At 65.0% G+C, this 13,105-nt stretch carries 10 protein-coding genes and 1 tRNA gene; 2 read left to right on the top strand and 9 right to left on the bottom strand.

The genetic code is table 11. The features are described 5' to 3' along the window. Nucleotides 1-2 precede the first annotated feature (2 nt). Nucleotides 3-79, bottom strand: a tRNA-Pro gene (locus HWY37_RS25200). A gap of 258 nt (nt 80-337) precedes the next feature. Here HWY37_RS25200 and HWY37_RS25205 point away from each other — a divergent pair. Continuing rightward, a complete protein-coding gene (locus HWY37_RS25205) occupies nt 338-1,690 on the top strand; it encodes an MFS transporter (RefSeq protein ID WP_175206215.1) in 1,353 nt (450 codons plus the stop codon). 93 nt (nt 1,691-1,783) lie between these two features. Here the strand turns inward: HWY37_RS25205 and pstB are convergent, their stop codons facing one another. From pstB to ppk1, 5 genes are all read right to left on the bottom strand, one after another. Next, a complete protein-coding gene (gene pstB / locus HWY37_RS25210) occupies nt 1,784-2,560 on the bottom strand; it encodes a phosphate ABC transporter ATP-binding protein PstB (protein WP_006221056.1) in 777 nt (258 codons plus the stop codon). Between the two features lie 50 nt (nt 2,561-2,610). Next, nucleotides 2,611-3,465: a phosphate ABC transporter permease PstA gene (pstA, locus tag HWY37_RS25215; RefSeq protein ID WP_176090117.1), complete on the bottom strand. Its 855-nt coding sequence runs from the start codon at nt 3,463-3,465 to the stop codon at nt 2,611-2,613. Between the two features lie 26 nt (nt 3,466-3,491). Continuing rightward, on the bottom strand, nt 3,492-4,508 hold the full coding sequence (gene pstC / locus HWY37_RS25220; protein ID WP_176090118.1) for a phosphate ABC transporter permease subunit PstC: 1,017 nt from the start codon (nt 4,506-4,508) through the stop codon (nt 3,492-3,494). Nucleotides 4,509-4,661: 153 nt separating this feature from the next. Beyond that, nucleotides 4,662-5,702 (bottom strand): phosphate ABC transporter substrate-binding protein PstS, encoded by a 1,041-nt coding sequence (gene pstS, locus HWY37_RS25225; RefSeq protein WP_175206212.1) that lies wholly within the window; start codon nt 5,700-5,702, stop codon nt 4,662-4,664. Nucleotides 5,703-5,919: 217 nt separating this feature from the next. Further along, the gene (ppk1, locus tag HWY37_RS25230) at nt 5,920-7,995 is read right to left on the bottom strand and encodes a polyphosphate kinase 1 (RefSeq protein WP_176090119.1); all 2,076 of its coding nucleotides are present in this window, start codon (nt 7,993-7,995) and stop codon (nt 5,920-5,922) included. A 220-nt stretch (nt 7,996-8,215) separates the two neighbouring features. Between ppk1 and ppx the strand changes: the two genes are divergently transcribed. After that, a complete protein-coding gene (gene ppx / locus HWY37_RS25235) occupies nt 8,216-9,703 on the top strand; it encodes an exopolyphosphatase (RefSeq protein ID WP_175206210.1) in 1,488 nt (495 codons plus the stop codon). A 185-nt stretch (nt 9,704-9,888) separates the two neighbouring features. On the opposite strand, the gene HWY37_RS25240 is transcribed toward ppx, so the two are convergent. From HWY37_RS25240 to folP, 3 genes are all read right to left on the bottom strand, one after another. Further along, complete coding sequence (locus HWY37_RS25240) at nt 9,889-10,695, bottom strand: GNAT family N-acetyltransferase (RefSeq protein ID WP_175206209.1); 807 nt, start codon at nt 10,693-10,695, stop codon at nt 9,889-9,891. Nucleotides 10,696-10,908: 213 nt separating this feature from the next. Then, entirely contained in the window at nt 10,909-12,252 is a 1,344-nt protein-coding gene (gene glmM, locus HWY37_RS25245) for a phosphoglucosamine mutase (protein ID WP_175206208.1), read from the bottom strand. Next, the gene (folP, locus tag HWY37_RS25250) at nt 12,249-13,091 is read right to left on the bottom strand and encodes a dihydropteroate synthase (protein WP_175206207.1); all 843 of its coding nucleotides are present in this window, start codon (nt 13,089-13,091) and stop codon (nt 12,249-12,251) included. Before folP ends, glmM begins: the two co-directional genes overlap by 4 nt. Nucleotides 13,092-13,105 lie beyond the last annotated feature (14 nt).

The following is a 13,105-nucleotide window of genomic DNA, read 5'->3' on the forward strand; positions in this document are numbered from 1 at the left end:
TTTGGTCGGGGCGGTGGGATTCGAACTCACGACCCTCTGCTCCCAAAGCAGATGCGCTACCAGGCTGCGCTACGCCCCGAAGGGTGGCAACTATACCAGATACCGCGCATGCTGGCCCGTTCCCCGCATGCGTCCCATCGATGCCGGCTCCCCGACGGGCGATCCCTGATTGACACCTATATATTTCAAGCCTAAATTAATTGCGGCTTCCGACGCTGCGGTGGATAGCCGCCAGAGGACTGGCCGCCAGGCCAGCCGCCCTGTGTTTTGCGCCGGAATGCCTGCTGGAATCAGCAGGCGCACAGGCACAACCCAATAACCAAACATCGGGAAACACATGGCAAACGCCTCCGCTCCATCCGCCTGGGCCACGCCCACGCGGACCACCCATACCGTGCTTTTCGTCTGCTGGCTGGCCATTCTGTTCGAAGGCTATGACGTGGGCGTGATGGGCGCCGTGCTGCCCGCGCTGGCCGAAGACAAGAGCTGGAACCTGAGCTCGCTGCAATTGGGCGTGCTGGGCAGCTACGCGCTGGCGGGCATGTTCGTGGGCTCGTTCGCCGTGGGCACCCTGAGCGACCTGCTGGGCCGCCGGCGCATGCTGTTGGCCTGCGTGACTCTGTTCTCGCTGACGATGATAGGCGCGGCCTGGGCGCCCACGCCGACCTGGTTCGCGGTGTTCCGCTTCATCGGCGGCCTGGGGCTGGGCGGGGTGATTCCGGTGGCGGCGGCGCTGACCATCGAGTATTCGCCGCCGGCCAAGCGCGGCTTCAACTATGGCGTGATGTACTCGGGCTATTCGCTGGGCATCCTGTGCTCGGCGGCCGTGGCCATGGCCTTGCTCAGCCATTGGGGCTGGCGCTCCGTGATCGCGGTGGGCGCCCTGCCCCTGCTGCTGGTGCCGCTGCTGGCGCGCCTGCTGCCGGAATCGCTGGAATACCTGCTGGCCAAGGGCGACGAGGCCGGCGCGCGGGCGCAGGCGCAGCGCCTGGGCATCACCTCGCTCGAAGCCTTCCGGCCGCGCGAGGTCGCGGGCGCCAAGTCCACCTGGCGCGACGTCATGGCGGCGGTGTTCGCGCCGCGCCACCTGCGCGCCACGCTGTGCTTCTGGGGCGCGCTGTTCCTGGGCATGATGCTGGTGTATGGCCTGAACACCTGGCTGCCGCAGATCATGCGCAAAAACGGCTACGACCTCGGCTCCAGCATTTCCTTCCTGCTGGTGTTCAGCCTGGCCTCGGCCATCGGCGGCCTGGTGCTGGGCCGCTTTGCCGACAAGACCGAACCGCGCCGCATCGTGGCGCTGTTCTACCTGGCGGGCGCGGCCGGCATCTATTGCCTGACCTACAACAATCCGCTGGCGGTGAACTATGTGTGGGTAGCGCTGGCCGGCATCGGCAGCATTTCCTCGTCGCTGATCCTGACGGGCTACCTGGCGGGCTACTACCCGGCGCATGCGCGCGGCGCGGCCACGGGCTGGGCGCTGTCCTTCGCCCGCATCGGCGCCATGAGCGGCCCCATCGTGGGCGGCTACCTGGCCAGCCTGAAACTGCCGCTGGCCTGGAACTTCATCGCGTTCTCTTGCGCGGCGGTGCTGGCGGCGGTGTTCGTCATCCTGATTCCCGGCCGCCATGCGGGTGGTTCCCAGGAACCGGCCGCGACGGGAACCAAGCAGGCCCTGCAACAGCCGTAAAAGAGAAACGGCGCGCTTCGAAAAGCGCGCCGTTTTTTTTGCCGGGCCATCCCAAGGCACAACCGCCCCGCTGGCGGCAGACAGATTCGGCAATCAGCCGAAGCGGCCCGTGATGTAGTCTTCCGTTTCCTTGCGCGACGGCTTCACGAAGATCTGGTCGGTCTGGCCGAATTCCATCAGCTCGCCCAGGTACATGTAGGCGGTGTAGTCCGAGCAGCGCGCGGCCTGCTGCATGTTATGCGTCACGATGACGACGGTGTAGTCGTTCTTCAGTTCGGCGATCAGTTCTTCGATCTTGGCGGTCGAGATCGGGTCCAGCGCCGAGCACGGCTCGTCCAGCAGCAGCACTTCCGGCTTGATGGCCACGCCGCGCGCGATGCACAGGCGCTGTTGCTGGCCGCCCGACAGGCTATTGCCGCTCTGGTGCAGCTTGTCCTTCACTTCGTTCCACAGCGCGGCCTTGCTCAGGGCCCATTCCACGCGCTCGTCCATTTCGCCCTTGGACAGGCGCTCGAACAGGCGCACGCCGAAGGCGATGTTGTCGTAGATGCTCATGGGGAACGGCGTGGGCTTCTGGAACACCATGCCGACCTTGGCGCGGATCAGCGAGATGTCGGTCTTGGCCGTCAGCAGGTTTTCGCCGTCCAGGATGATTTCGCCCTCGGCGCGCTGGCCGGGATAGAGCTCGAACATGCGGTTGAAGGTGCGCAGCAGCGTGGACTTGCCGCAGCCCGACGGGCCGATGAAGGCGGTAACCTTCTTCTCCTGGATCGACATGTTCACATTGCGGATCGCATGGAACTTGCCGTAGTAGAAGTTCAGGTTCTTGACCTCGATCTTGTTCTTGACGGCGGTAGCGGTGTTTTCCATTTGGTTTCCCTTGGCTCCGGCGCGCCCCAGGCGCGCCGGCAAAGCGATCTTTACTTGCGGAACATGTTGCGGGCGATGATGTTGATGCCCAGCACCAGCAGCGTAATCAGGGTGGCGCCGGCCCAGGCCAGGTTGTTCCAGTCCTTGAAGGGGCTGCCGGCGTACTGGTAGATCACGACCGGCAGGTTGGCCATCGGGCCGTTCATGTTCAGCGACATGAACTGGTTCGACAGCGCGGTGAAGAGCAGCGGCGCGGTTTCACCCGAGATCCGGGCGATGGCCAGCAGCACGCCGGTGATGATGCCGGTCTTGGCGGCGCGATAGCACACCATGGTGATCATGCGCCACTTGGGGCAGCCCAGCGCGGCAGCGGCCTCGCGCAGGCTGTTAGGCACCAGCAGCAGCATGTTGTCGGTGGTGCGCACCACGACCGGGATCACCAGGATGGACAGCGCGATGGCGCCGGCCCAGCCCGAGTAATGCCCAACTTGGGCCACGTACACGGCGTAGATGAACAGGCCGATGATGATGGACGGGGCCGACAGCAGCACGTCGTTGAGGAAGCGCGTGGCGGGCGCCAGCCAGCCGCGCTGGCCGTATTCGGCCAGGTAGGTGCCGGCCAGGATGCCCACGGGCGTGCCGATCAGCGTGCCCACGCCGGCCATCATCACGCTGCCGAAGATGGCGTTGATGAGGCCGCCGGTCTGCCCCGGCGGCGGCGTGATTTCAGTGAAGAGCGCGAACGACAGCGCGGGCGCGCCTTTCATCAGCAGCGTCAGAATGATCCAGAACAGCCAGAATAGCCCGAATACCAGCGTCCCCAGCGACACCGTCAACATGACGCGGTTGATCACGCGGCGCCGGCGATAGGTGCCGTTCTGCATATTGAGTACGGATACAGCCATGTTCTTTTCCTTGTGCTCGCGGCGCGTCAGGTTTTCTTGCCTTCACTGGCGGACAAGCGGACCAGCAGCATCTTGGCCAGGGCGAGGACGATCGTCGTGATCAGGAACAGGATCAGGCCCAGTTCCAGCAGCGCCGATTTCTGTATGCCTCCCGCCTCGTTGAATTCGTTGGCCAGCGCGGAAGCGATCGAGTTGCCCGGCGAGAACAGCGAGCCGGACCACTTGAAGGCGTTGCCGATGACGAAGGTCACGGCCATGGTCTCGCCCAGGGCGCGGCCCAGGCCCAGCATGATGCCGCCGATGACGCCCGACTTGGTGTAGGGCAGCACCACGCGCCACATCACTTCCCAGGTCGTGCTGCCCAGGCCGTAGGCCGATTCCTTCAGCATCGCCGGCACCAGTTCGAACACGTCGCGCATCACCGCGGCGATGAACGGGATGATCATGATCGACAGGATCAGGCCGGCGGTGAAGATGCCGATGCCGAACGGCGGGCCCGCGAAGATGCCGCCGATCACGGGCAGGCTGCCCAGGGTGACGATCAGGAAGGGCTGCACGTACTGCTGAAACACGGGGACGAAGACGAACAGGCCCCACATGCCGTAGATGATGGACGGGATCGCCGCCAGCATTTCGACCGCGGTGCCCAGCGGGCGGCGCAGCCAGGTCGGCGACAGTTCGGTCAGGAAGATGGCGATGCCGAAGGACACCGGCACGGCGATGATCAGGGCGATGGCCGAAGTCAGCAGCGTGCCGATGATGGGCACCACCGCGCCGTAGTTTGAATTGACCGGATCCCAGTCGTTGAGCCAGAGGAACGACAGGCCATACTTGGCCAGCGATTCGCGGCTGCCGTAGATCAGGGAAACAAGAATCGCCGCCAGCAGGATGAACACCAGGAAGGCGAACAGCCGGGTCAGATTCTTGAATAGCGCATCCATCAGCGCGTTATTGTTTTGCTTCATAGGCGAAGGCGTGCCGGTAGTCACGGAGTCCGCCACGCTGGGCGGAAGCGGCACACTATTATCCATTACCGCGCTCATGGATGGACTTTCCTTAGGAAACCAGGGGGAAGAACTGCGAAGGTCTTGCGGCGGACCGTCCCCGCCGTTCCGTTACTCCGGAACCACGGGGACGGCCGCTGGAGGGCTGCGCGGGAGAGGCCGGCTTGCCTGGCCTCTCCCGCGCCGTACCCATTACTTCCAGACGGCCTTACCGTCGGCGGCCTTGACTTCGCCCCAGGCGGCGCGAATTTCCTTGGTCACGGCTTCCGGCAGCGGCACGTAGTCCATGGCTTCAGCCGACTTGGCGCCGTTCTTGAAGGCCCAGTCGAAGAAATCCAGCACGGCCTTGCCCTGAACCGGCTTGTCTTGCGACTTGTGGATCAGGATGAAGGTGGCGGCGGTGACGGGCCACGAATCGGCGCCCGGCTCGTCGGTCAGGACCACGCCCATGCCCGGCGCGCTCTTCCAGTCGGCGTTGGCGGCCGCGGCGGCGAAAGCCTTCTGTTCCGGCTGGACGAACTTGCCGTCCTTGTTCTGCAGCTGCGTCCAGGCCAGCTTGTTCTGCTTGGCGTAGGCGTATTCGACATAGCCGATCGAGTTCTTCAGCTGGCCGACGTAGGCGGCGACGCCTTCGTTGCCCTTGCCGCCCTGACCCACGGGCCACTTGACGGCCTTACCTTCGCCCACGGTCGACTTCCAGTCCGGCGAAACCTTGGACAGGTAGTTGGTCCAGCCGAAGGTGGTGCCCGAACCGTCCGAACGGTGCACGACGATGATGTCGGCCGACGGCAGCTTGAGGTCGGGATTCATCGCCTTGATGGCGGCGTCGTCCCACTTCTTGATCTTGCCGAGGAAGATGTCGGCCAGGACCGGGCCCGACAGCTTCAGCTTGCCGGGTTCGATGCCGTCGACGTTCACCACGGCCACCGTGCCGCCGATGACGGCCGGGAATTGCAGCAGGCCGTTCTTTTCCAGGTCAGCCGCCTTCATGGGATCGTCCGAAGCTCCGAAATCGACGGTCTTGGCGATGATCTGCTGCTGGCCGCCGCCCGAACCGATGGACTGGTAGTTGACGGCGCTGTTGGTGGCAGCCTTGTAGTCGGACGCCCACTTGGCGTAGATCGGGTACGGGAACGATGCGCCGGCGCCGGTCACATCGGCGGCCTGGACGGCAAACACGGCGGCGCTCAGCGCGACGCCCAGGGAAACTTGTTTGAAGACACGTTTGAACATCTGGGTTCCTTCTGTGCTCGTTGGAGGGGTCTGGCAGGCTTGATTAACTGCCTGTCTTTCATCGACCCTCGCATATTAAAAGTCCCAGATGACAAGATAGTGACAGTCACATACGCTTCATGCGCCCACCCTCGCCTCGCCTGAAAACAAGACGGCCGCCCGAGGAAGCCAGGGCGGCCGGCAGATGGGGACAAACCCCGTTTTTCGATGAACAGGCTTACACGCCCAGCTTCTGCATCAGGTACTGATGCACATTGAAAGGCTCGCGGCGGCTCTTGACGCGGGCGTAGTCGCCGTCGGGCTGTTGCTGCCAGGCCAGCTGGTTGTCGCGCAGGGCGTAGGTAAAGGCCTCGTCGATCACGCGCTTCTTCAGGGTCTTGTCGTAGATCGGGAAGGCGATCTCGACGCGGCGGAAGAAATTGCGGTCCATCCAGTCGGCGGATGACAGGTAGACGGTTTCCTCGCCCTCGGCGTAGAAATAGAAAACCCGCGAATGCTCCAGGAAGCGGCCCACGATGGAGCGCACCCGGATGTTCTCGGACAGCCCCTGCACCCCGGCGCGCAGCGCGCACACGCCGCGCACGATCAGATCGATCTTCACGCCGGCCTGGCCTGCCTTGTAGAGCTCTTCGATGATCTGCTCTTCCAGCAGCGAGTTCATCTTGGCCATGATGCGCGAACGCTTGCCGGCCTTGGCCGCGCGGGCCTCGGCGCGGATCAGCGCCACCATGCCGTCATGCATGGTGAACGGCGACTGCATCAGCGCCTTGAGCGAGCGGCGCGCGCCCAGCCCGGTCAGCTGCGCGAATACCTTGTCCATGTCCTCGCACAGCTTCGGATCGGCGGTAAGCAGCCCGAAATCGGTGTACAGGCGCGCCGTGCGCGGATGGTAATTGCCCGTGCCCAGGTGGGCGTAGCGGCGCAACCGCCCTTTTTCGCGGCGCAGCACCACGGCCATCTTGGCGTGCGTCTTGTGCGCCACCACGCCGTACACCACGTGCGCGCCCACCTCTTCCAGCTTGGAGGCCCAGTTGATGTTGGTCTGTTCGTCGAAGCGGGCCATCAGCTCCACCACCACCGTCACTTCCTTGCCGGCGCGAGCGGCGGCCAGCAGGATCTTCATCAGCTCCGAATCCTCGCCGGTGCGGTAGATGGTCTGCTTGATCGCCATGACGTCCGGGTCCAGCGCGGCGGCGGTCAGGAAGTCGATGACGGGCTGGAACGACTGGTAGGGATGGTGCAGCAGGCGGTCCTGCTCGGCCACGGCCTCGAACAGCTCGGCCGGCTTGTCGCCCACGCGGTCGAACGGCGCGGGCACGGGCGCGCGGTAGTCGGGGAACAGCAGGTCCGGCCGCGAATCCGAATTGCACAGCTGCATCAGGCGCGACAGGTTCACCGGGCCCGGGACGCGGTATGTGTCCTCGGGCTTGAGCGAGAACTCGCGCTGCAGGAAGTGTTCCAGCTCGACCGGCGTCAGCTTGTCGATTTCCAAGCGCACGGCGGCGCCGAAGTTGCGCTGCGACAGTTCGCCCTGCAAGGCATGGCGCAGGTTGGTGACTTCTTCCTCGTCCACGAACAGGTCGCTGTTGCGCGTGACCCGCCATTGGTAGCAGCCCAGCATTTCCAGGCCCGGGAACAGCTCGCCCACGAAGGCGCGCAGCAGCGAGGTCAGCAGGATGTAGCCCTCGGGCTGGCCCGACAGCTCCTGCGGCATCTTGATCAGGCGCGGCAAGGCGCGCGGCGCCTGCACCACCGCGATCGAGGCCTGGCGGCCGAAGGCGTCGGCGCCCGACAGCGACACGATGAAATTCAGGCTCTTGTTGTAGACGCGCGGGAACGGATGCGCCGGATCCAGCCCGATCGGGGTCAGCAGCGGCATCACGTCGCGGTTGAAGACCTCGCGCGCCCACTCCTGCTGCTGCGGATTCCATTCCGACGCATGGTGCAGCGCGATGCCCTCGGCGTGCATGGCGGGCAGAATCTCGTCGTTAAGCAAGTTGTACTGGCGATTGACCAGTTCATGCACCGCCTGCTGGACGTTCTCGAACGCCTGGTCCGGCGTCATGCCGTCGGGCCCCACCAGGTTCGGCGACTGGCGCTGCTGCTCCTTCAGGCTGGAAATCCGGATCTCGAAGAACTCGTCCAGGTTGGAACTGACGATGCATACGTAGCGCAGGCGTTCCAGCAAGGGAGTCTTGGGATTCTCCGCCATCGCCAGCACGCGTTCGTTGAATTTCAGCAGCGACAACTCGCGGTTCAGAAGCAAAGGCTCGGCAGGAGGGCGTGAGGGCATACCGGATTCCATACGTAGGGAGAGCGTGGAGTTTTACTGCAAAAAAGTGACGGTTCCATGACACGGCGCCGAATACATAGCGTAAGCCAAAACCGGGACGCATAGCAGAGCGATTATGCGCTGCAAGCCCCTGTTCCATAAGAAAAAATACGCGCGCCGGGGCGCTGTCACATGGGGTCTCTATAATCGGGCCACCTCCAAGACAATATTTACGAGCCGCATGGATCAACTTCTGGCCGCCGTGGACCTCGGGTCCAACAGCTTCCGCCTCTCCATCGGACGCATCGTTCAGCAGGACGGTACGCCCCAGATCTATCAAATCGACCGCCTCAAGGAAACCGTCCGGCTCGCGGCCGGCCTGGACTCCGAAAAGCGCCTGGGCGACGAGGCCATCGACCGCGCCATCGCCGTGCTGGAACGCTTCGGCGACCGCCTGCGCAGCTTCCACCCCAACCGGGTTCGCGCCGTCGCCACCAACACTTTCCGCGTCGCCCGCAACACCCGCGACTTCCTGCCCCGGGCCGAAGCCGCCCTGGGCTTTCCCATCGAAGTCATCGCCGGCCGCGAAGAGGCCCGCCTGATCTTTTCGGGCGTGGTCCACACCCTGCCCCCCTCGCCCAACAAGCGCCTCGTCATCGACATTGGCGGCGGCTCCACCGAAGTCATCATCGGCAAGAGCCATGAGCCCGGCCTGATGTCCTCGCTGTACATGGGTTGCGTCAGCTACAGCCGCCAGTTCTTCTCGGACGGCGTGGTGGACGCGCACCAGATGAAGCAGGCCGAGCTGGCCGCGCGCCGCGAGATCGAAGTCATCGCCAAGCAGTACCGCAAGATGGGCTGGAAGGAAGCCTACGGTTCTTCCGGCACGGCCAAGGCGCTGTTCGCCATCCTGACCGAATGCCGCTTCTCGGACCGCGGTATCACCCGCGCCGGCCTGGCCAAGCTGAAGGATCGCATCGTGCGCTCGGGCCGCGTGATTCCGTCCGAGCTGCCCGGCATCAAGGTTGAACGCGCGGACGTGCTGCCCGGCGGCCTGGCCATCATGAGCGCCCTGTTCGACGAACTGGGCATCGATGTGATGCACACCGGCGACGGCGCCCTGCGCCTGGGCGTGCTGTACGACCTGCTGGGCCGCGACGACGAACACGACAAGCGCGACGAATCGGTGCGCCAGTTCATGAAGCGCTACCACGTCGACGTCAACCAGGCGCGCCGCGTGCATCACGCCGCGCTGACACTGTTCGACGCCATGTTCCCGGACGGCCCGGAACGCGCCGAGCTGCGCCCGGCGCTGGGCTGGGCCGCCGACCTGCACGAAGTGGGCCTGTCCATCGCCCACAACGCGTATCACAAGCACACCGCCTACGTGCTGGAAAACGCCGACATGCCGGGCTTCTCGCGGGCCGACCAGCAATTGCTGGCGCTGCTGGCGCTCGGCCACCAGGGCAAGCTGACCAAGCTGGAACCGCTGGTGCGCACGCGCGCGCAGTGGAAGGCCATCCTCAGCCTGCGCCTGGCGGTGCTGCTGTTCCGCCGCCGCAACGAAATCGAGCCGCTACCGCTGACGGCATCCGTGCGCGACAACTCCATCGTGGTGCGGGTCAACCGCGACTGGCTGGCGCAGCATCCCCTGAGCGACTTCACGCTGCGCGCTGAAGAAGCCGAGTGGAACAAGGTGGGCTTTTCGTTCGAACTGCTGGAGTTCTGAGGAACCGGCGGGGCAGCGGCCATGCCGCCTGCCCTGCCGGGCTCCGCGCCGATGCGCGGAGGTGGCGCTTTAGAACGGCGATAGATCCGTTTCGCGATCGAGCCGCTTTAGCTCCATTCGCAAGGGCCGCGTGGCCCGCCGTATCAGTCTGATCTTCATGCGGCGGAGCAGGCGGCGCATGATGCTCAGCGTTGCGCGGGGGCGGTGGCGGGCTGGTCCAGGCCGAAGTGACGGCGGTAGCGCTCGTCCATGCGGTCCATCTTGAGCAGCACAGGGAAGTCCGCGGCATTGAAATCCGGGTCCCAGGCGGGCTCGCCACAGACACTCGCGCCCAGCTTCAGGTAACCCTTGATCAGCGGCGGCACGCGCGCCGGCAAGGTGCTGTTGAGCTTTTCCACCGGATAGCGGTGCAGCGGCGTCACGCGGGGCTCGTCGCCCTGCGGCAGCTGCTTGGAAATGGTGCGCCACACTTCGGCTGCGGTGACGCCGTCGTCGCGCAGGCTGACGCTGGCGCAGCCCAGCACGTACTGGTAGCCGCCACGGCGCAGGTACTCGGCCAGGCCGGACCACAGCAGCATGATGACGCCGCCGCCGCGGTAGTCCGCGTGCGTGCAGGAGCGGCCGACCTCGACCAGCTCGTCCTGGATCGATCCCAGCCCGGAAAGGTCGAATTCGGATTGCGAGTAATAACCGCCGGCTTCCCGCGCCTTTTCGGGCGTCAGGATCCGGTAGGTGCCGACGACGCGGCCCGTATCCAGCTCACGGACCATCAGATGTTCGCAGAACGGGTCGAAGCGGTCGTGCTCGATGCCGTCGTGGGCATCGGGGAACACCGCGCCCATGTCCTCGGTGAAGACGTCGTAGCGCAGGCGTTGAATCTGCTCGATTTCTTCAGCGGTGCGCGCCAAGCCCACCACCAGCACCTTGGCGGCGGCGCCGGTCCAAGGTTCCGCGGCATTGCGGCTCGGATTGATGCGTGCTAATTCCAGCATTGCGCGAAGCTCCTAGAGAGTCCAGTCAGTGTGGACGCCCTGTATGTCAAAGACTTGACCAATATGTTACGTGACTATGAAGTTTAGACCGGCGCAGATAAATCAATCCTCCGCCTGAATCGACAAAACTTTACAAATCTATACAAACCCTGAACAAACAAAGGCCACCCGTCACGCGGCGGGTGGCCTTGGTCGGAACCGGAAAGACCGAAATCACCCCAGGCTGGCCGCAAGTTTCTCGGCGCAGGACACGGCGAGCCCCTCGTCTTCGGCTTCCACCATGAGGCGCAGCTTCGGCTCGGTGCCCGACGCGCGGATCAGGATGCGGCCGCGGCCGTCCAGCTCGGCCTCCACCGCCTTGCGCGCGGCGCTCAGGCCGGCATGCGTCTTCCAGTCCTGGCCCGGGGCCAGTGGCACGTTGATCATCTTCTGCGGGTACATGCGCAGGTCGCTAACCCACTCCGACAGTCCGACCGAATTACGGCGCAACGCGGTCAGGACCTGCAGCGCCGCGACGATGCCGTCGCCGGTGGAATGGCAATCCAGGCACAGCAGATGGCCGGAGCTTTCGCCGCCGTACAGCCAGCCGCGCGCCTGCATCTGCTCCAGCACGTAGCGGTCGCCCACGTTGGCGCGCTCGAAGCCCACGCCCAGGCGCTGCATTTCGCGCTCGAAGCCGAAGTTGGTCATCAGCGTGCCGACCACGCCGTCCACCTTGCCGCGCTGCATGCGCTCGCGCACGATGGCGTACATGAGTTCGTCGCCGTTGTAGATGCGGCCCTGCCCATCCACCATCTGCAGGCGGTCGGCGTCGCCGTCCAGCGCGATGCCCAGCTGGGCGCCGCGGGCGCTCACTTCCTTGGCCAGCAGTTCGGGGTGCAGCGCGCCCACGCCCTTGTTGATGTTGAAGCCGTCCGGGTTGACGCCAATGGCGTGCACTTCGGCGCCCAACTCGCGGAACACGTGGGGCGCGATGTTGTAGGCGGCGCCGTGGGCGGCGTCCACCACGATCGTCATCCCGTTCAGGTCCAGATCGTTGGGGAAGGTGCTCTTGCAGAATTCGATGTAGCGGCCCTGCGCGTCGCCCATGCGGCGGGCCCGGCCCAAGGCTTCCGAACCGACGCAGCCCAGCGGCTCATCCAGCGCGGTTTCGATGTCGGCCTCGATCTCGTCAGGCAGCTTCATGCCTTGCGCAGAGAAGAACTTGATGCCGTTGTCGTGGTACGGATTGTGCGAGGCGCTGATCACGATGCCCGCCACCAGGCGCAGCGCCCGGGTCAGGTAGGCCACCGCCGGCGTCGGCACCGGACCAGCCAGCAGCACGTCGATGCCCGCGGCCGACAGGCCGGCCTCGAGCGCCGATTCCAGCATGTAGCCGGAAATCCGCGTGTCCTTGCCGATCACGACTTGCGGACGGCTGCCGCCGCGCACCGCGTGTTCGCGCGCCAGCACGCGGCCGGCCGCGTAGCCCAGGCGCAGGGCGAATTCGGCGTTGATCACCGGACCGCCGACTTCACCGCGCACGCCATCGGTACCGAAATATTTGCGTCGAATCATGAACTGAGTGCTCCTTGTTCTGCCGCGTGCCATACCTTGAGCGCGTCGACCGTGGCGGCCACATCGTGCACCCGCACGATGGAAGCGCCACGCGCCACGCAAGCAAGCGCCGCGGCGATGCTGCCGGGCAGCCTGTCGCCCACCGGCCGGCCGGTAGCCTGACCGATCATGGATTTGCGCGACAAGCCGATCAGCAATGGATAACCGGCGCTGCGCAGGCTGGACAGCCGGCGCAGCAGTTGGAAATTCTGGTCGCCCGTCTTGCCGAAGCCAAAGCCAGGGTCAAGCACGATGCGGCGGGGATCGACCCAGGCCGCGCGCAGCTTGTGTGCGCGAGCCCCCAGAAAAAGACCGATTTCACCGATCAGGTCGGTGTACTCGGGAGCGGCCTGCATGGTGCGGGGCTCGCCCTTCATGTGCATCACGCACAACCCGCAGCGCGAATGCGCCACCGCCTCGACGGCGCCGGGCTGCCTGAAGCCATAAATGTCGTTGATCATGTCCGCGCCGGCGTCCAGCACGGCGCGCATGACTTCCGGCTTGAACGTGTCGATGGACAGGGGCACGCCGCAATCGCGCAGGGCCTCCACCACCGGCAGCAGCCGGGCCAGTTCGTCGGCCACGGAGACCGGATCGGCCCCGGGACGCGTGGACTCGCCGCCGAGGTCCAGGATCTGGGCGCCTTCGGCGATCAATTGGCGCGCATGCGCCACCGCGGAATCCGTATCGTCGTGCTGGCCGCCGTCGGAAAAGGAATCCGGCGTGACATTGACGATACCCATGACAAGCGGGCGCTCGAGATCAAACTCGAAGCGCCCGCAAAGGAAGTTATTTGCCATAACTCAGGATGAGC

This window comes from Achromobacter anxifer, assembly GCF_903652925.1.
Classification (GTDB): Bacteria; Pseudomonadota; Gammaproteobacteria; order Burkholderiales; family Burkholderiaceae_B; genus Achromobacter; species Achromobacter anxifer.

What these genes read in the sequence shown, in the direction of transcription:
- HWY37_RS25205 (WP_175206215.1), top strand. Translation starts at nt 338, where the DNA reads ATGGCAAACGCCTCCGCTCCATCCGCCTGGGCCACGCCCACGCGGACC.
- pstB (WP_006221056.1), bottom strand. Translation starts at nt 2,560, where the DNA reads ATGGAAAACACCGCTACCGCCGTCAAGAACAAGATCGAGGTCAAGAAC.
- pstA (WP_176090117.1), bottom strand. Translation starts at nt 3,465, where the DNA reads ATGGCTGTATCCGTACTCAATATGCAGAACGGCACCTATCGCCGGCGC.
- pstC (WP_176090118.1), bottom strand. Translation starts at nt 4,508, where the DNA reads ATGAGCGCGGTAATGGATAATAGTGTGCCGCTTCCGCCCAGCGTGGCG.
- pstS (WP_175206212.1), bottom strand. Translation starts at nt 5,702, where the DNA reads ATGTTCAAACGTGTCTTCAAACAAGTTTCCCTGGGCGTCGCGCTGAGC.
- ppk1 (WP_176090119.1), bottom strand. Translation starts at nt 7,995, where the DNA reads ATGCCCTCACGCCCTCCTGCCGAGCCTTTGCTTCTGAACCGCGAGTTG.
- ppx (WP_175206210.1), top strand. Translation starts at nt 8,216, where the DNA reads ATGGATCAACTTCTGGCCGCCGTGGACCTCGGGTCCAACAGCTTCCGC.
- HWY37_RS25240 (WP_175206209.1), bottom strand. Translation starts at nt 10,695, where the DNA reads ATGCTGGAATTAGCACGCATCAATCCGAGCCGCAATGCCGCGGAACCT.
- glmM (WP_175206208.1), bottom strand. Translation starts at nt 12,252, where the DNA reads ATGATTCGACGCAAATATTTCGGTACCGATGGCGTGCGCGGTGAAGTC.
- folP (WP_175206207.1), bottom strand. Translation starts at nt 13,091, where the DNA reads ATGGCAAATAACTTCCTTTGCGGGCGCTTCGAGTTTGATCTCGAGCGC.